The organism is Micromonospora sp. NPDC049523, assembly GCF_040676775.1.
Taxonomy (GTDB): domain Bacteria; phylum Actinomycetota; class Actinomycetes; order Mycobacteriales; family Micromonosporaceae; genus Micromonospora_G.
Genome location: NZ_JBFAPP010000002.1, coordinates 1 through 17,985, shown reverse-complemented (window position 1 = coordinate 17,985; position 17,985 = coordinate 1). Strand labels below are relative to the sequence as shown.

Annotated in this window: 11 protein-coding genes and 1 rRNA gene; 3 read left to right on the top strand and 9 right to left on the bottom strand. The window is 71.1% G+C overall.

What is annotated here, in order from left to right; genetic code table 11:
* Positions 1–40 precede the first annotated feature (40 nt).
* The gene (ileS, locus tag AB0J90_RS02590; protein ID WP_363591430.1) at positions 41–3,205 is read right to left on the bottom strand and encodes an isoleucine--tRNA ligase; all 3,165 of its coding nucleotides are present in this window, start codon (positions 3,203–3,205) and stop codon (positions 41–43) included.
* Between the two features lie 379 nt (positions 3,206–3,584).
* Positions 3,585–5,150 (bottom strand): alkaline phosphatase D family protein, encoded by a 1,566-nt coding sequence (locus AB0J90_RS02585; RefSeq protein ID WP_363591428.1) that lies wholly within the window; start codon positions 5,148–5,150, stop codon positions 3,585–3,587.
* Between the two features lie 82 nt (positions 5,151–5,232).
* Here AB0J90_RS02585 and AB0J90_RS02580 point away from each other — a divergent pair, with 82 nt between their 5' ends.
* A complete protein-coding gene (locus tag AB0J90_RS02580) occupies positions 5,233–5,826 on the top strand; it encodes a carboxymuconolactone decarboxylase family protein (protein ID WP_363591426.1) in 594 nt (197 codons plus the stop codon).
* 226 nt (positions 5,827–6,052) lie between these two features.
* On the opposite strand, the gene AB0J90_RS02575 is transcribed toward AB0J90_RS02580, so the two are convergent.
* From AB0J90_RS02575 to ndk, 3 genes are all read right to left on the bottom strand, one after another.
* Complete coding sequence (locus tag AB0J90_RS02575; RefSeq protein ID WP_363591424.1) at positions 6,053–8,848, bottom strand: DUF6493 family protein; 2,796 nt, start codon at positions 8,846–8,848, stop codon at positions 6,053–6,055.
* Entirely contained in the window at positions 8,845–10,197 is a 1,353-nt protein-coding gene (locus AB0J90_RS02570) for an SWIM zinc finger family protein (RefSeq protein WP_363591422.1), read from the bottom strand. The genes AB0J90_RS02575 and AB0J90_RS02570 overlap by 4 nt, the downstream gene beginning before the upstream one ends.
* A gap of 94 nt (positions 10,198–10,291) precedes the next feature.
* The gene (ndk, locus tag AB0J90_RS02565; RefSeq protein ID WP_363591420.1) at positions 10,292–10,717 is read right to left on the bottom strand and encodes a nucleoside-diphosphate kinase; all 426 of its coding nucleotides are present in this window, start codon (positions 10,715–10,717) and stop codon (positions 10,292–10,294) included.
* Positions 10,718–10,871: 154 nt separating this feature from the next.
* Here ndk and AB0J90_RS02560 point away from each other — a divergent pair, with 154 nt between their 5' ends.
* On the top strand, positions 10,872–12,518 hold the full coding sequence (locus AB0J90_RS02560) for a VOC family protein (protein ID WP_363591418.1): 1,647 nt from the start codon (positions 10,872–10,874) through the stop codon (positions 12,516–12,518).
* 21 nt (positions 12,519–12,539) lie between these two features.
* On the opposite strand, the gene AB0J90_RS02555 is transcribed toward AB0J90_RS02560, so the two are convergent.
* Genes AB0J90_RS02555 through AB0J90_RS02545 form a run of 3 tightly spaced genes read right to left on the bottom strand, consistent with a single transcriptional unit; the run spans position 12,540 to position 17,009 of the window.
* Positions 12,540–13,049: a DUF4233 domain-containing protein gene (locus AB0J90_RS02555; RefSeq protein ID WP_363591416.1), complete on the bottom strand. Its 510-nt coding sequence runs from the start codon at positions 13,047–13,049 to the stop codon at positions 12,540–12,542.
* Positions 13,050–13,062: 13 nt separating this feature from the next.
* Entirely contained in the window at positions 13,063–14,397 is a 1,335-nt protein-coding gene (locus AB0J90_RS02550; RefSeq protein WP_363591414.1) for a folylpolyglutamate synthase/dihydrofolate synthase family protein, read from the bottom strand.
* A complete protein-coding gene (locus AB0J90_RS02545) occupies positions 14,394–17,009 on the bottom strand; it encodes a valine--tRNA ligase (RefSeq protein WP_363591412.1) in 2,616 nt (871 codons plus the stop codon). The genes AB0J90_RS02550 and AB0J90_RS02545 overlap by 4 nt, the downstream gene beginning before the upstream one ends.
* Positions 17,010–17,078: 69 nt before the next feature.
* On the opposite strand from AB0J90_RS02545, the gene AB0J90_RS02540 reads away from it, so the two are divergent.
* On the top strand, positions 17,079–17,768 hold the full coding sequence (locus AB0J90_RS02540) for a hypothetical protein (protein ID WP_363591410.1): 690 nt from the start codon (positions 17,079–17,081) through the stop codon (positions 17,766–17,768).
* Between the two features lie 122 nt (positions 17,769–17,890).
* Here AB0J90_RS02540 and rrf read toward each other — a convergent pair.
* Positions 17,891–17,985 (bottom strand): 5S ribosomal RNA (rrf, locus tag AB0J90_RS02535); the annotation flags it as partial.

Sequence of the window (17,985 nt, the reverse complement as noted above, 5' to 3'; positions counted from 1 at the left end):
CTTCCTACCCGAAAGCGATAGCAAGGGGCCCCTCCTCCGCTCAGGCGCGTTCGACGGTCACGGCCACCGCTTCGCCCTCGCCGACCTCGCCGGTGAAGGCGCCCGGCAGGTCGCCGGTGGTCGCGTTGACCGCGATCAGGTCGGCGAGCACCTCCGCCGCGACGAAGTCGTGGTACGCCTCGACCGCCGCCGCCACCTCCGGCGACGCCGACAGCGCCACCCCGATCCGGTCCGACACGTCCAGGTCGGCCGCGCGGCGGGCCTGCTGCACCACCCGTACGACGTCACGGGCCAGCCCCTCGGCGGCGAGTTCGGCGGTGACCGTGGTGTCCAGCACCACCACCCCCTCGCCGCCTGGCAACGGGGCCGAGTGCTCGACGTCGGCGGCGACCAGGCGCAGTTCGTACTCGCCTTCTTGAAGGGCGACCCCGGCGGCGACCGGGGCGCCGTCGACCAGCGACCAGTCGCCGGCCTTGACCGCCTTGATCACCGTCTGCACCTGACCGCCGATGCGCGGCCCGAGTGCCCGGGGCACCACCGTCAGGACCTGCTCGCAGTAGCCGGCCAGTTCGGTCGTGAACAGCACCGTCTTGACGTTGACCTCGTCGGCGATCAGGTCGGCGAACGGCTCCAGCGCGTTCGCGTTCGAACTGGCCACGGTGAGCGACGACAGCGGCAGGCGGACCCGCAGCCCCTTCGCCTTGCGCAGCGACAGCGCCACCGAGCAGACCGTACGGGCGTTGTCCATCGCGCTGACCAGCTCGTGGTCGGCCGGGAACTCGGCCGCGTCCGGCCAGTCGGTCAGGTGCACCGAGCGTTCACCGGTCAACCCGCGCCAGATCTCCTCCGCGGTCAGCGGCGCCAGCGGCGCGACCACCCGGCACAGCGTCTCCAGCACGGTGTAGAGGGTGTCGAACGCCTGCCGGTCGCCGGACCAGAAGCGGTCGCGGGAACGGCGGACGTACCAGTTGGTGAGCGCGTCGAGGAACGAGCGGACCGTGGCGCAGGCGCCCGAGATGTCGTACTCGTCGAGCTGGGTCTGCACCGTGCTGACCAGTTCGCCGGTCTTGGCCAGCACGTACCGGTCCAGCAGCCCGCCGCCTCCGGTGCCCGCCGATTCCGGCGCGACCCGCCACGCCTCGTACCCGTCGGCGTTGGCGTAGAGGGAGAAGAAGTACCAGACGTTCCAGAGCGGCAGCAGCACCTGACGTACGGCGTCGCGGATCCCGACCTCGGTCACCGGCATGTCACCGCCACGCAGCACCGGCGAGGACATCAGCATCCAGCGCATCGCGTCGGACCCGTACGAGTCGAAGACACCGTAGACGTCCGGGTAGTTGTTCAGGCTCTTGGACATCTTGCGCCCGTCGGCGCCCTGCAGGATGCCGTGCGCCAGGCAGTTACGGAACGCCGGCCGGTCGAACAACGCCGTGGCCAGTACGTGCATGGTGTAGAACCAGCCGCGGGTCTGGCCGATGTACTCGACGATGAAGTCGCCCGGGTAGTGGTCCTCGAACCAGTCCCGGTTCTCGAACGGGTAGTGCACCTGGGCGAACGGCATCGACCCGGACTCGAACCAGCAGTCCAGCACCTCCGGCACCCGGCGCATCGTCGAGCGCCCGGTCGGGTCGTCCGGGTTCGGCCGGACCAGGTCGTCGACCACCGGCCGGTGCAGGTCGGTGATCCGTACGCCGAAGTCCCGCTCGATCTCGTCCAGCGAGCCGTAGACGTCTACCCGGGGGTAGTTCGGGTCGTCGGACTTCCAGACCGGGATCGGCGATCCCCAGAACCGGTTACGGCTGATCGACCAGTCGCGGGCGTTCGCCAGCCACTTGCCGAACGAGCCGTCCTTGACGTGCCCCGGCGTCCAGTTGATCTCCTGGTTCAGCTCGACCATCCGGTCCCGGAAGCGGGTCACCTCCACGAACCAGGACGACACCGCCTTGTAGATCAGCGGGGTGTCGCAGCGCCAGCAGTGCGGGTACGAGTGGGTGTACGTGTCCTGCCGCAGCACCACCCCCCGGTCCTTCAGCTCCCGGATCACCGGCTTGTTGACGTCGAAGACCTGCTCGCCCTGGTACGTCGGCACGAGCGCGGTGAACCGGGCGTGGTCGTCCACCGTGACGATGGTCGGGATGCCGGCGGCGTTGCAGGCGTTCTGGTCGTCCTCGCCGAACGCCGGGGCGAGGTGGACCACGCCGGTGCCGTCCTCGGTGGTGACGAACTCCGCCCCGAGCACCTGGAACGCGTTCGGTCCGGCGGGCTCGACCAGGAAGTCGTACAGCGGGGTGTAGCGGCGCCCGACCAGGTCACGGCCGTACACCGTGCCGACCTGGGTGTACCCCTCCAACTCCTTGGCGTACGCGCCGACGCGCGCGGCGCCGACGATGTACCGCTGCCCGTCGCGCTCGAGTACGGCGTACTCGATGTCCGGGCCGACGGCGAGCGCCAGGTTCGACGGCAGGGTCCACGGGGTGGTGGTCCAGACGCCGATCTTCTCGCCGGGCTGGCCGTCGGCGGTCGGGTCGAGCTGGAACCAGACGGTCAGCGTCGGGTCGTGCCGCTCCCGGTAGACGTCGTCCATCCGGGTCTCGGTGTTCGACAGCGGCGTCTCGCAGCGCATGCAGTACGCCAGCACCCGGAAACCCTCGTAGATCAGGCCCTTTTTGTGCAGGGTCTGGAAGGCCCACATGACGCTTTCCATGTAGTCCAGGTCGAGGGTCTTGTAGTCGTTGCCGAAGTCGACCCAGCGTGCCTGCCGGTTGACGTACCGCTCCCAGTCCTGGGTGTACTGCAGCACCGACGTACGGCAGACGTCGTTGAACTTCGCCACGCCGAGGTCGAGGATCTCGGCCTTGGTGGTGATGCCGAGTTGCCGTTCGGCGACCACCTCGGCCGGCAGGCCGTGGGTGTCCCAGCCGAACCGCCGCTCGACCCGCCGGCCGCGCATGGTCTGGTAGCGCGGCACCACGTCCTTGACGTAGCCGGTGAAGAGGTGGCCGTAGTGCGGCAGGCCGTTGGCGAACGGCGGACCGTCGTAGAAGACGTACTCGTTGGCGCCGTCGTTGCCGGCGGGCCGCTGTTCGACGCTCGCCTCGAACGTCTTGTCGGCGGTCCAGTGCTCCAGCACGCGGCGCTCGACCGCGGGCAGGTCGGGGCTCGCCGGTACGCCCGTGCCGTCGGAAGCGTGCTTGGGATACGCCATCGGGGGTCGCTCTCCTCGGTGCAGCTCACTGTCAGTGGACTGCGAGGACGAGCCAGACGGTACGCCGGACAGCCGACGTGCCGCGGGACCCGCGGTACCACCCCGCTTGACGGTCAGGATCGACCGCCCGCTCATTGGCCGGCTGTGACGGGCCGAACCCGTCCGGTTCTACTCCGCCGGCACCCCTCACGGGATCCCACCGTTTCTTCCGGAAGCTCACCGGTGATAGCCGGGTCATCGCCTGTCCCCCCACCTTACCCGCCCCACCACCCCCACCGCCCCCGACTAACCCCACCCCCACCCCCAACGCGTTGATCATGAAGTTAGCAACACAGAACGATGATCAAACCGTCGCTAACTTCATGATCAACCTCGCTGGTTATCGGGGTGCGGGGAGGGTGGTGGACCAGAGGGAGTGGCCGTTTCGGTCGCGGAGGTGGACGGTGAGGTCCGCGGAGTGGGCGTCGATGGTTACCTCGCCGAAGTGCTGGAAGCCGTCGGCCGGTGAGGTGTTGGCCACCGGCGGGGCGTTGACGAAGACCGCCTTGGGACCGAACGTGCCGTCCAGCGCGTTCGGGCCGAATGCCCCGGCGTGTGCCGGACCGGAGACGAACTCCCAGAACGGGGTGAAGTCGCGTACCGCCGCCCGGGACGGGTCGTAGTGGTGCGCCGCCGTGTAGTGCACGTCCGCGGTCACGAACACGATCCCGCGTACGCCGCCGCGGTGCGCCGCCCGGAGCACCTCGGCGAACTCCAGCTCACGCCCGGCGGGCAGCCCGTTGTCGCCCTGCGCCACCCCTTCCTGCGCGGTCGACCCGTCCGGTACGACCAGCCCGATCGGCAGGTCGTTGGCGATCACCTTCCAGGTGGCCCGGGACTGCTTCAACTCCCGGATCAGCCACTCGCGCTGGGTTCGACCGAGCAGCCCCCGGTTCGGGTCGGCGTACGTGTTGCCGTCGTTGGCGTCCTTGTACGTCCGCATGTCCAGCACGAACACGTCGAGCAGCGGCCCGTACGACAGCTTCCGGTAGAGCCGCCCGTCACCCGGGGTCGGCAGCCACTCGTGGAACGCCTGCCGGGCCCGCCCGGCGAGTACGTCGACCCGCTTCTCGGTGTAGCGGTCGTCGGCGAGGATCTCCCCCGGGTACCAGTTGTTGGTCACCTCGTGGTCGTCCCACTGGTTGATTTGCGGCACCTCCGCGGCGAACGCCCGCAGGTGCTCGTCGAGCAGGTTGTACGCGAACTGCCCCCGGTATTCGGCGAGCGTCTCGGCGACCTTGCTCTTCTCCGGCGTGACCAGGTTGCGCCAGATCCGCCCGTCGGGCAGCGCGACCGTCTCGGCCAGCGGCCCGTCGGAGTAGACGGTGTCACCGCTGCACAGGAAGAAGTCGGGCCGGACCGCCCGCATCGACTCGAAGATCTTCATGCCGTCGTAGTCGGAGGAGAGGCCCCAGCCCTGGCCGACGATGTCACCGGTCCAGACGAACCGCAGGTCCGACCGGCGCCCCGACGCCGGGGCGGTACGCAGCGACCCGACCAGCGGCTCGCTGAGCAGGCCGGGCCGGTCCAGGCTCTCCACCCGTACCCGGTAGTGCAGACGCTCGCCGCTGGGCAGGTCACGCAGGCGTACCTTGCCGGTGAAGTCGCCCGACGGTGCCAGCAGCGGCCCACGGATCCGGCGGGCCCCGCGGAAGTCGGGCCGGCGGCTGACCTCGACGTGCAGCCGGCCGGCGCGGTCCGCCCGGGTCCAGACCACGGCGGAGTCGGCGGTGGCGTCGCCGCTCTGCACGCCGTGGGTGAGCACCGGTCGCCCGCTCGGCCGCCAGGCCGGGGCGGCCGGTCCGCCGGCGGACGCGCCGGCCGCGCCGAGCAGCGCTCCGCCGGCGAGTCCGGCGCCGCCGACGAGTCCGGCGCGCAACAGGGTACGTCGATCGAGTGAGGTCATTCGATTCCTCCACGGTCGGTGGGGCGTTGACCAGGGTTGTCTATCGACCGGAGGTGGCTCTCCCGCGCGGTGGAGGTGACCGATGTCCGAACTGGATGCGAACGCCCGGATGACCCGGATCACATCCCGGTCCCGTCACGTCTCCGACGACCCACCCGTCCACGAGACGCAACCGGAAGCGGTGCCGTACGGCGGCCAACGGGCCGGCGACGGCGGATCGAGGAGGTACGGCGTGAATCAGCGGATGGATATCGGACGGGTGGCGCCGGAGGCGTACCGGGCGGTGGCCGGGCTGGAGAGTTACGTCCAGCGCAACGTCGACCACACCGTGTTGGAGCTGGTCAAGCTCCGGGCGTCGATGATCAACGGGTGTGCGTTCTGCGTCGACATGCACAGTCGGGACGCGCTGGCCGCGGGCGAGTCGAGCCGGCGGCTGTTCGCCGTTTCCGCCTGGCGGGAGTCGTCCTTCTTCGACGAGCGGGAACGCGCCGCCCTGGCCCTCACCGACGAGGTGACCCGGCTGGGCGAGCACGGTGTCTCGGACGAGGTCTGGGACGCGGCCGCCAAGGTGTGGTCGGAGAAGGAACTCGCCGACCTGGTGGTGGCGATCGCGACCATCAACGTGTGGAACCGGGTCGCCGTGACGGTCCACGCCCAGACCCCCACCGAGGTCTGACCGGAGCGCGGCCGGGTCGGCCGGATGGTCCCCGCACTGGCACCACCATCCAGCTCGACCCGGCCGGCCGCCCCGCTCGTCGCTACCGCCGCTCGTCGCTACCGCCGCTCGTCGCTACCGCCGCTCGTCGCTACCCCCGCTCGTCGCTACCCCCGCTCGTCGCTACCGCGGCCCGGCCTCGCGCTACCGCGGCCCGGCCTGTCGTCAGCCGCCCCCGGGCCTGCCGCTAGCCGGCGAGTACCCGGTCGAGGCGTCGCGCCTCGGTTACCAGGCGACCGCTGCCGCCGCGCGCGGCGATCCCGGCCAGGGCGGCCCGCAACGCCCCGCGATCGGCCTCGCGTCCCGTGCCGCCGACGCTCGCCGCCCTGCTCGCGGTCGCGCCGGCGCTGGTGTTGCCGCCTGCGCCCTCGGTGCGGCTGGTGGTCGCCGTCTGGGCGCCGAGGGCGAGCAGGTCCGGCCCGCCGCGGGGAGTGGCGGCCAGCACCGCCGGCAGGGCAGCCTCGATCGCCGCCCACACGTCCGCCCGTGCACCGGCCCGAGCGGCCTCGGCCAGGCCCGCCACCACCCGGGTCAGCTTGATCGTGCCGTCCGCGGCCAACGCACCGAGCTCCCGGCCGAGCGCTGCCCCGTCGAGGTCCCCGGCGCCGGCCAGCGCGAGGAACGCGTCGACCCCGGCGACCCGGTCCGCCTCGTGCCGGGCCGCCAACGTGTACGCCAGCGCCAGGGCCACCGCCGGGCCGACCGGACCGGCGGACTCGGCGAGCAGTGGCAGCAGTTCCGCTCCCCGCTGGTCGGAGTCGGCCAGCCCGGCGAACGCGGGCAGCGCCCACGCCGCGATCACCTCACGATGGTTGGGCAGCACCCCCGGCCAGAGCGGGTACTCCGGGTCACTGTGCTTCATCTCCGGCCGGTCGGTCGGGTCGAGTTCGAACATCTCCTGGGCGAACGGCCCGTACTCGACTCCGCCCGGCCGGAGCCCGACCACCACCCGACGCTCGGGCAACTGGCTCAACTCCCAGTGGTCGAAGCGACGCGGAGTCGGACGCCGCTGCTCCACCTTGACCGAGCCCGGATGGGGTGCGCCACCGTCGGTGAGCCAGCGGGACAGCCGCACACCGGCCGGTGACCGCAGTACGGCGGCTCGACTCAACGCGTCGCCGTCGATCTCGCTCGGCAGCCGCAGCAGCGCCTGCTCCAGGTCGAACCGCCACGGCTGCCAACCCGCCCGCTCGGCTTCCGCGAGCCGCTCGACCAGCACCGTCGCGTCGAGCTGACCGTTCGCCCGGGTCGGTGTCGCCACCAGCATCGGGATCGGCCTGTGCCGGAGGTAGACCGCCACCTCGGCGACCCGGAGGGCGAGCGCCTGCTGCGGCCCCGGCCCGTACCCGGTGGCCGGCAGTTCGGCGGGTGAGCCACCGAGCGCCGCCCGGACCATGCCGACCCCGCGATCCCAGCCGGAGAGCCTGGTCTCGGTACGTAGGGCGGCCCGGATCACCTCACCGAACAGTTGCCGCAGCCGCGGATGGCCCCACCAGGTGTGCCCCGGCCGGAGGTGCACCGCGTACCGGTCGAGGATCGGCGCGAGCGCTTCGCGTAGCAGCACCGGATCGTCCGCGTGGCAGGCGACCAGTCCAGCGAGCACTCGTTCCCAGCCGATCATCGAACCCTGGTCGTGCACCAGCGCGCCGATCTCCTCGGCCAGTTCGGCGGCGCTCGTCACCGGCGGCGGCATCGGCGCCACCGACGGCATCGGCCCCAGCGACCACCCGGCCGGTACGTCGACGGCCACCGCCGCCGGCTCGCCGAGTACGGCGGCAGCCCGCCCCGGCAGGTCACCTGCCAGTACGGCGGCCGCCTCGGCGAGCCGGGTGCGTACCGGCGGCTCGATCCGGGCGACGTGTCGGAGCACGATGGTCAATGCCCGTTCCTGCACGTCGAGGGCGTCGTGTCCGAAGGCGACCGCGACCGTCTCCAGCACCTCGCCGACCCGGTCCCGCTCCCGTTTGGCGACCCGGTCCAGCCAGCTCAACTGTGCTTTGACCAGCATTTTCTCCGGGCGGGCGAGAAGCTGGCGGCTGCCCTGCAACAGGGTGTCCAGTTCCAACCGGCCGTTGTCGTCCAGTCGCCGCAGGGCCCGCTGGGCGAGCGTGGCGACGGTGGAGTGGGCGTCTGGCAGCAGCCGGACGTAGCGGCCGACCCGTGCCGTCAGTTCCGCCTCGGTCGGCGCCAGTTCGTCGTGCAGCACCACGAACGCGCGCAGCGCCGCCACCCTGTCCCCGCGCAGGAACCGTCCCAGTACGCCGTCCAGCAGCACCGCCCGGTCGACGCGTCCCTCGGCGGCGAGTGCGGTCAGGGTGGCCGGCATCGCCGGCCGGTGATCCCACCGCCGCTGATGCTGGTCCCAGGTGCTGCGGGCGAGTTCGACCCCGAGTCCGTCCACCTCGAACAGCCGGGGCAACAGGGCGTCGAGGTACGGGTCGGCCCGCATCCGGTCGATCAGCGGCCGGCGTTCGTCGCCGAGGTGCCACGCCTGCAGGTGTCCGATCCAGCCCCGGACGAACGTGTCGTCGGTGGGCGGGGCGGTGCCGGTCTCGGTCAGCAGCCCGGCGACCAGCGCCCACTGTGCCGCGTCCCCTTCGCGGCCGAGTTTGCCGGCCAGACGCTGGGCGAGATCACCCAGCCAGGGCAGGTCCCGGGCGCGGGACATCTCGACCAGTTCCTCGACCGGGATCTCGCCCCACCAGACACGGACGTTGCGTCGGCTGAGCAGGGCCGCGGCCCGGGCTGCGGACGGCAGGCAGCCGAGCGCGGCGACCGCCACCGCGGTCGCCGGCCCGGGGCGGCTCCACCAGCGCTGCTCGGGCGGGCCCTTGACGTACGCCTCCAGTTCCGCGGCGAGGCTCCGGCGCTGTTCCTCGGTCCCGTCGCGGAGCAGTTTGCCGACCACCTCGACCTTGCCCAGCTCGATCGTCTGCCGCAGGTCGGGCCAGTTCAGTTCGGGCTCCCGGTGGATGACGCTCACGTCCACACCTCGGCCGGTTCGGTCGCGGCGGTGGTGACCAGCCGGACCGCGAGCGCGTGTTTGCACGGCCCCCGACCGCCCCGGTACTTCGCCCACCAGGGACAGGTGCAGGACGACGCCTCCCCGGTCCATCGGACCCGGTACGTCTCCTCCCCGCTGCGTACGGTCGCCAGCTCGCCGTCGACGCTGACGCAACCCGCGTCCACCAGTGCCCGCGCCCCGACCAGCCGCGGGTTCATCCGCTCGGCCGCGGCACCGTCGTACGGCAGCACCCGGTGGAAGTAGCCCGCCTCGGCCACGTCGTAGCCGACCCGGCCGGCGGTGCCGAGCTGGGTCAGCGCGGCGCGTACCCGGTCGACGGGGAGCCCGGCGGCGTCGGCCAGCGCGCCGACGTCGATCGTCGGATCCCAGGAGAGCAGCGCGCTGACCAGGTCGGCGTCGTCGCAGACCTCGTCGGCGGCGAGCGCGGCGAGCACCGCCCCCTCGCCGGAGAAGCCACGGTGCGGTTCCGGTGACAGGGTCAGCGACAGCCGCAGTGCCGGTGTGCTCAGCTCCCAGGTGCTGGCGACCGGCCCGCTGCCCGTCCGGACCACCGGCCCGTAGACCCGCAGCCCGGTGGCGAACCGCAGGAACGGCCGCAGCGCCACCAGCCGTCCCGCTCCGGGCAGGCAGACCGCGCCCGGTACGGCGCGGGAGGTCAGCCGCAGGGACCGCCCGGCCGGCACCACCCAGAGCACCGAACGGTCCGATCCGCTGGGCAGCCGACGCAGGAACGCGGTCGCCTCGGCACCGCTGACCTCGACCCGCGGCTCGAACGGGGCGGTGATGACCTGCGCCTCGGCGAAGCCGCGCAGCCAGCGGGTGGGCAGCGGCACCTTCCGTTCGACGAGCGGTCCGTCGTCGATGGTGGTGACGGTGAGGTCGTCCGGCCCGACCGCGACGTGCATCGGGTCGTCGTCGCCGATGCCGGCCAGCGCCTGGCGCAGCGGCGGGTTGACGTCGACGTTGGTGGTGCCGTGGGTGGTGATCTGCCCGTCGAGCCCGGCCGGCAGCACGTCGAGCCGCGCGTAGACGCCGCAGCAGCCGGAGAACGATTCGAACCGCAGCCGGTCCAGCCCACCGGTGACGACCGGGTCGAGGCTGGCCGGGCTGACCGGCTGGTAGTAGCGCGTCCTGGCGACCTCGGCGACCGCGAGCAGGCCCACCGCGGCCGGCTCGGGGGTGGTCAGGAAGCCGTCGAAGAACCTCGGGTGGGCCGAGGGCCCACCCGAGGTCTGCAGGGTCAGTTGCCGGTCGTCGGGGGTGAGACCGGAAGGGCGCAGATATGAGTACGTCGCCAGCGTGGCCATGTCGGAGAAACTAGCCGTCCGGTACGACAACCGGACCCGCCCGACACCCCATTTGTCCGACCCTTTGTCCTACCCGACGGGGCCGCCTCGAAGGTCAGCCCAGTTCGGGGAACCAGAGCCCGATTTCGCGCTTGGCGCTGTCGACCGAATCGGATGCGTGCACCAGGTTCTCCCGGTTGGACAGGGAGAGGTCACCGCGGATCGTGCCGGCCACGGCCTTGCGTCCGTCGGTGGCTCCGACCAGGCCGCGGACGACCTCGATCACCTGGTCGCCGGAGAGCACCAGCGCGACCAGCGGGCCGCCGGTCATGAAATCCTTCAGCGGCGGGTAGAACGGCTTCTCGACGTGCTCGGCGTAGTGCTGGTCGGCGAACTCGCCGTCGATCGTGCGCAACTCCAGCGCGTCGATAGCGAGGCCCTTGCGCTCGAACCGCGAGATGATCTCGCCGACCAGGCCGCGGCGAACCGCGTCGGGCTTGATCAGAACGAGAGTGCGCTCGTCCTGGCTGCTGGTGGACACGCTGTTTTCCTCCTGAGCGGGACCGGGTACGGCTGGAAGAAGGTCAGCCTAGCGAGCCGGCCGGTGGCTCCCGACGCCGGCCACGTCTCACGGCCCCGCTCTTTCCAATCCTGGCGGATCGGGCCTAGCCTGGCCTTAACCAGGGAGGTCCACTGTGGCAGACGGTGTTCGTCGATCGGTCGCACCCGTGCGCAAGCTCGTCGCCGGGGTGCTGGGCACCTTCGCCACCTTTGTCATCCTCTTCGGCTGTGGCATGCCCAGTTGGGCGATCGTCGCGCTCGGGGTGGCGCTGCTGGTACTCGCCGTCGGGCTCGGCCTGGTGACCACCGTACGCAGTGGCGCCCGCGCCTGGGTTTCCGGCATCGCGCACGTACACAGCGTGTCGGAACCGCCCGCGTCTTCGGTGTTCGGCCGGTGCGAGCTACAGATCGTGCTGGACGCGCCGGGCCTGCCGCCCCGGTCGATCCGGGTACGGGATCCGAGGGTGCCGGTGACCAAGTGGCCGGCACCGGGCACCGCCCTACCGATCATGGTCGCGATCGACGACCCCCGGCACGTACGGATCCTCTGGGACGAGGTGCCCACCCACGCGGAGGCCGCCGAGCGGATGGACCTGCCGCCGGAGTTCGACGAGAACCTCGACCCGCTCGGCGACGACGTGCTGATCGAGGAGGACGTGCCGCCGTGGGTACGCCGGGGAGCCGGCGACGGCTACCGGACGCCCCCGCCGGGCGGTGGCCCGGTCATCGCGGACCTCGACGACGATCTGCGCGACCTGCGGGAGGAACCGGTGGTGGTGCACCACACGCCGGGTGGCACCATCGTGCTGGAGGGTCACCTGGTCGAGCCGCCGGCAACGGTTCCGCTGCCGCGCCGGGCGAAGCCGACCCCCGGCCCGACCCGGCGTACCGGCGGTGCCGCCGCAGATGACCCGTACCCGGACGCGCCGCCCTACCACGAGCCCACCGACCGGTTGGACACCGACTTCCCCGACCGCGACCGCTACCCCGAAGACCGGGTCGAGGACCGCGTCGAGGATCGTCTCGACGACCGGATCGACGACCGGATCGACGAGCGTTACGACGACGACCGGATCGAGGACCGGATCGAGGACCGGATCGACGAGCGTTACGACGACGACCGCACCGGCGAGCATGGCGACGCCGACGACCACGACGACAGCCGCGGCGGCGGCAGCCGGCCGCACCCGTACCCGACGGAGTCCGGGCCGGTGGTGGCCGGCCCCGGACCGGTACGCCCACCGGACGACATCGACCTGGACCTCGATCTCGACTTCGACGAGCGGGCGACGCCGCGGGACCGCTCCGCGGACCCCGAGTCGGCCGACGACCAGCCCGCCGACGACGCCGAACTGCTGGCCGGGCTCGTCACCACACCGCCGAGCGCCGAGGTCGGTGGCGGGGGCCCGATCCACGGCGTCGGCATCACCCTGCTCGTCACCAACCTGGACCGCTCGGTGACCTTCTACCGGGACATGCTCGGCTTCTTCGAGATCGACGGCGGCGACGGCAACGCCGTACTCGCCTCGGGAGCCACCCGGATCGTGCTGCGGGCCATCCCGGACGTCGCGCCGATCAACCGCCGCCTGGTCCACCTGAACCTCGAGGTCGGTGACGTCGAGGCGGTCTACGAGGACCTTCGCGCCAAGGGGGTGCGGTTCACCTACGCACCGAGGGCGGTCAACCGGGGCGCGAAGCTCGAACTGTGGGCGGCGGCGTTCCGCGACCCGGACGGGCACGGCATCGCACTGACCCAGTGGCGCGGTCGCCAGGCGGCCTGAGGAATCCGGCGCCGGGTCCGGTCAACCCAAAATCGTCCGGCGTACGTGCAACACGTACGCCCAGACCAGCGCGAAGATGACCCCGAGTACGCCCAGCGACCAGTGCAGGAAGCTGGCCAGGAGCAGCAGCCCCTGCAACACGGTCGCCGCGTGCCAGGCCCACGACCGGGCCAGCATGCCGCTGAGCAGCACCGCGACCACCGCCAACGCGACGATGGTCCAGATCGCGGTGCCGCTCAGGTCACCGCCGACCAGTCGGATCGGCTGGATGGCCAGCAGCAGTACCAGCATCTCGATGACCAGGGTGCCGGCGCCCAGGCCGCGTACCGCCCGAACCGGGTTACGCAGCCCCGACGGCCGCCCCACCCCCGCATCCTCTCCCGGCCTGTCCTCTCCCGGCCCGTCCCCTGACGGCTCGAGCACTTCCGGCCCGTCCCCTGACGGCTCGAGCACTTCCGGCCCGGCCGGTGACGGCCCGGCCGCTGACGGCCCGGTCACTTCCGGTTCAACCGCTTCCCGTTCCGCTGTCATCGTCTCTCCGGCCTCATCGCTTCAGCAGCCGCCGCGCGTCGGCCACGGTGACCACGGATCCGGTGACCAGGACCCCGACGCCGCTCAGCTCGGCCTCGGGGTTCGATTCGGCGAGTTCCACGGCCAATTCGATCGCGTCGGGCATGTCCTCCGCCGTCGCGACCCGTTCGGGGCCGAAGATCTCCTCGGCCAGCTCCGCCAGTTGCTCGACCGGCATCGCCCGGGGTGACGTGTTCCGGGTGACCACCACCGTGTCGACCACCGGTTCCAGGAGTTCCAGCAGCCCGGCCGCGTCCTTGTCGGCGAGTACGCCGAGCACCGCGACCAGCCGGCTGAACGCGAACTCCTCCTGGAGCGTGTTGACGGTGGCGGCCATCCCGTGCGGGTTGTGCGCACCGTCGAGCAGGATCGTCGGGGCGGATCGGACCCGTTCCAGCCGGCCGGGCGAGCTGGCCTCGGCGAAGCCCTCCCGGACCGCGTCGATGTCGAGCTGCCGGTCGGCCCCGGCGCCGAGGAACGCCTCCACGGCGGCGAGCGCCACCGCGGCGTTCTGCGCCTGGTGCGCACCGTGCAGGGGGATGAAGATCTCGTCGTAGACGCCGCCGAGCCCCTGGATGGCCAGCACCTGGCCGCCCACCGCCACGTCCCGCCGTACCACCCCGAACTCGCTGCCCTCACGGGCGATGGTGGCACCGACCTCGGCGACCCGCTCCAGCAGGGGCTGGGCGGCTTCCTCCGTCTGGGTCGCCGTGATCACCGTGGCGCCCTTGTGGATGATGCCGGACTTGGCCAGCGCGATGTCCTCGATCGTGTCGCCGAGCCACTCGGTGTGGTCGAGCCCGATCGGGGTGATCACGGCTATGCCGGCGCCGAGCACGTTGGTGGAGTCGTCCGCCCCGCCGAGGCCGACCTCGACCACGGCCACGTCCACCGGAGCGTCGGCGAAGATCGCGAACGCCAGCGCGGTGGTCATGTCGAAGTACGTCAGCGGCTCGCTGGCCTTCACGTCGACCAGTCGGGCCAGCGGCAGCACCTCCCGGTACGCGGCCACGAACCGTGACTCGCTGACCGGCTCCCCGTCCAGGCTGATCCGCTCCCGTACGGTCTCCAGGTGCGGGCTGGTGTAACGGCCGGTGTGCAGCCCGAATGCCCGCAACAACCCGTCGATCATGCGGGCGGTGGAGGTCTTGCCGTTCGTACCCGTCAGATGGATCGACGGGTACGCCCGCTGCGGGCTGCCGAGCAGGTCGAGCAGTTGCTCGATCCGGCCCAGGTCAAACACCATCCGGGTGAAGCCGCGCGCCTCAAGTTCGGCGTCGACCTGGTTGAACTCGTTACGGTCGCTCACGCGAGTGCCTCCAGCGCGGCGGCGATCCGGGCCAGGTCGGCCTCGGCGACGGCCAGCCGATCCTTGATCTTGTTGACGACCGGTTCCGGTGCCTTGTCCACGAAGGCGGGGTTGCCGAGCTTCGCCCGGGCCTGGGCGGCTTCCTTCTCCGCCGCCGCCCTGTCCTTCTCCAGCCGGGCCCGTTCGGCCGCCAGGTCGATCGAGCCGCGGGTGTCCAGGGCCACGTTCACCCCACCGGCGACCGCCAGCGTCGCGCTGGCCGAGAAGTCCGGTCCGCCGTCCTCCAGCCGCACCAGCGAACGGATCAGCGGTTCGTGCCCGGCGATCCGCGCCTCGGCCAGGCCGTCGAGCCGGGCGGCGACCCGCTGGGCCGGACGCAGTCCCTGGTCGGAGCGGAACCGACGGATCTCGGTCACCACCCGCTGCAGCATGACCAGCTCGGCCTCGGCGGCGTCGTCGACCAGCGTCGGCTCGGTCACCGGCCAGGCGGCGGTCTGGATCGTCTCCCGACCGGTCAGCGCGATCCACAGCTCGTCGGTCACGAACGGCGCGATCGGGTGCAACAGGCGCAGCACCTGGTCGAGTACGTGTCCCAGCACCCGTCGGGTGACCGCGGCCGGCTCGCCACCGGCGGCCAGTACCGGCTTCGCCAGTTCGACGTACCAGTCACACACGTCGTCCCAGGCGAAGTGGTAGAGGGTGTCGCAGATCTTGGCGAACTCGTACGCCTCGAACTGCTCGTCGACCTCGGCGACCACGTGCTGCAACCGGGACAGGATCCACCGGTCGACCGGTGAGAGCTGGGCCGGTTCCGGCAGCGGTCCCCCGACGTTCGCCCCGTTGATCAGGGCGAAGCGGGTCGCGTTCCAGAGCTTGTTGCAGAAGTTACGGGAGCCCTGGCACCAGTCCTCGCTGACCGGTACGTCCGCACCAGGGTTGGCGCCCCGGGCCAGGGTGAACCTGGTCGCGTCGGCACCGAACCGCTCGATCCAGTCCAGCGGGTCGATCACGTTGCCGAACGACTTCGACATCTTCTTGCCGTACTGGTCGCGGACCATCCCGTGCAGCGCGATGACCTCGAACGGCGGCTTGCCGTCCATCACGTACAGGCCGAACATCATCATCCGGGCGACCCAGAAGAAGAGGATGTCGTAGCCGGTGACCAGGACGCTGGTCGGGTAGAACTTCTCCAGGTCGGCGGTCCGCTCCGGCCAGCCGAGGGTGGAGAACGGCCACTGCCCGCTGGAGAACCAGGTGTCGAGCACGTCCTCGTCCTGCCGCCAGCCCGGCCCGGTGGGCGGCTGCTCGTCCGGCCCCACGCAGACGACCTCGCCGTCCGGGCCGTACCAGACCGGGATCCGGTGCCCCCACCAGAGCTGGCGGGAGATGCACCAGTCGTGCATGTTGTCGACCCAGGCGAAGTAGCGCTTGGCCAACTCGGCCGGCTCGATCCGGACCCGCCCGTCGCGGACCGCGTCGCCGGCCGCCTGCGCCAGCGGGGTCGTGTTGACGAACCACTGCAGGGAGAGCCGGGGCTCCACCGTCGTACGGCACCGCGAGCAGTGCCCGACCGCGTGCACGTACGGCCGCTTCTCCGCCACGATCCGGCCGTCCTCGCGCAACGCGGCGACGATCGCTGGGCGGGCCTCGAACCGGTCCAGACCCTCGAACGGCCCGGCGGCGGTGATCACGCCGCGCTCGTCCATGATCGTGAGCGAGGGCAACTGGTGCCGCTGACCGATCTCGAAGTCGTTCGGGTCGTGCGCCGGGGTCACCTTCACCATGCCGGTGCCGAAGGTCGGGTCGACGTGCTCGTCGCCGACGATCGGGATCATCCGGCCGGTGAGCGGCACCTCGACCTCGGTCCCGATCAGGTGCCGGTACCGCTCGTCCTCCGGGTGTACGGCAACCGCGGTGTCACCGAGCATCGTCTCGGCCCGGGTGGTGGCGACCACCACCTCGTCGCTGTACCGGATCGACACCAGTTCGCCGTCGTCGTCGGTGTGCTCGACCTCGATGTCCGACAGGGCGGTGAGGCAGCGCGGGCACCAGTTGATGATGCGCTCGGCACGATAGATCAGGCCGTCGTCGTACAGCCGCTTGAACATCGTCTGTACGGCCCGCGAGAGACCCTCGTCCATGGTGAAACGCTCGCGTTCCCAGTCGACCGAATCGCCGAGGCGGCGCATCTGGCCGAGGATCGCCCCACCGGATTCGGCCTTCCACTGCCAGACCCGCTCGACGAACTTCTCCCGACCCAGGTCGTGCCGGGACAGGCCCTGGGCGGCGAGTTGTCGCTCGACGACGTTCTGGGTGGCGATGCCGGCGTGGTCCATGCCGGGCAACCAGAGCGCTTCGAAGCCCTGCATCCGCTTGCGGCGGATCAGGGCGTCCTGCACGGTGTGGTCGAGGGCGTGACCCATGTGCAGGGAGCCGGTGACGTTCGGCGGCGGGATGACGATGGTGAACGGCGGCTTGTCGCTGTCCGCCGAGGCCCGGAAGTGGCCGGCGGCTACCCACTGCTCGTACCGTCGCTGCTCTACCTCGCCCGGCTGGTACTGCGCGGGCAGGGACGGGACGGCCGTACGTTGGGTATCCATTGTCTCGGTCACCCTGAAAGTCTACGGAGGCCCCGACCGGGACCGACGTGGACCACCACCGGTTGGGCTACGGTGTCGGTCATGTCCGACGCGAACCTCTCCGATCGCCCTTCGGCCACCGATCCGGTGCCGGTCGACGTCACCCCGGAGCCGTACGACATCACTCCCGGTTTCCGTTTCGACGACGACCCGGAGGAGGAGCGGTCGGGCCCTCCGTCTCGCCGGCGACTGATCGCGCTCGGGGCCGCCCTGCTTGTCGGGGTGGCCGGCGCCGCGGTGCTGGGGACCCTGGGTTGGCGGGTCGCCCAGCAGAAGGACGCCACCCTGACCATTCCCGACCAGGTTGCCGGCCTCACGTTGGACGGCAGTGAGCGGGCGAAGACCACCGCGGACTATCTGCGGAACGGCTTCCTCGCCGACATCGAGGTCAAGCAGAGCATCGCCGCCGTGTACGCCGACCCGGCGAAGCCTGAACAGTCGGTCCTGCTCTTCGGTGGTACGACGTTGATGTGGCAGCCGGAGCAGGATCTGGACCGTCTGTTCAAGCTCGTGGCGGACGACTCCGGACGGATCGACGAGCTGCGCGAGCAGCCCTCGGGTGAACTCGGCGGGGTGCTCAAGTGCGGCACCAGCCACCAGGGCGACGCGCTCACCGTGTGCGGTTGGGCGGACCACGGCAGCGTCGCGCTGGCGATGTTCCCCGGCCGTACGGCCGACGAGGCGGCACCGCTGATGCTGCAGATCCGCTCCGGCGTACAGACCAGGAACTGACCCAGAGAGTGTCGGGTGCGGTGTCGTTTCCCCGTACCCGACGCCGAACAAATGGGACTGGAAAAACAACTTGCCGGAAACAAGTTAGGGCCACCCCGAAGGGTGGCCCTAACTAATAAGAAGTCCGGCGGCGTCCTACTCTCCCACACCCTCCCGAGTGCAGTACCATCGGCGCTGGAGGGCTTAGCTTCCGGGTTCGGAATGTAACCGGGCGTTT

Coding starts and splice junctions, on each gene's coding strand:
- AB0J90_RS02585 (WP_363591428.1), bottom strand. CDS start 5,150: ATGACCTCACTCGATCGACGTACCCTGTTGCGCGCCGGACTCGTCGGC.
- AB0J90_RS02540 (WP_363591410.1), top strand. CDS start 17,079: ATGTCCGACGCGAACCTCTCCGATCGCCCTTCGGCCACCGATCCGGTG.
- AB0J90_RS02570 (WP_363591422.1), bottom strand. CDS start 10,197: ATGGCCACGCTGGCGACGTACTCATATCTGCGCCCTTCCGGTCTCACC.
- ileS (WP_363591430.1), bottom strand. CDS start 3,205: ATGGCGTATCCCAAGCACGCTTCCGACGGCACGGGCGTACCGGCGAGC.
- AB0J90_RS02580 (WP_363591426.1), top strand. CDS start 5,233: ATGTCCGAACTGGATGCGAACGCCCGGATGACCCGGATCACATCCCGG.
- AB0J90_RS02555 (WP_363591416.1), bottom strand. CDS start 13,049: ATGACAGCGGAACGGGAAGCGGTTGAACCGGAAGTGACCGGGCCGTCA.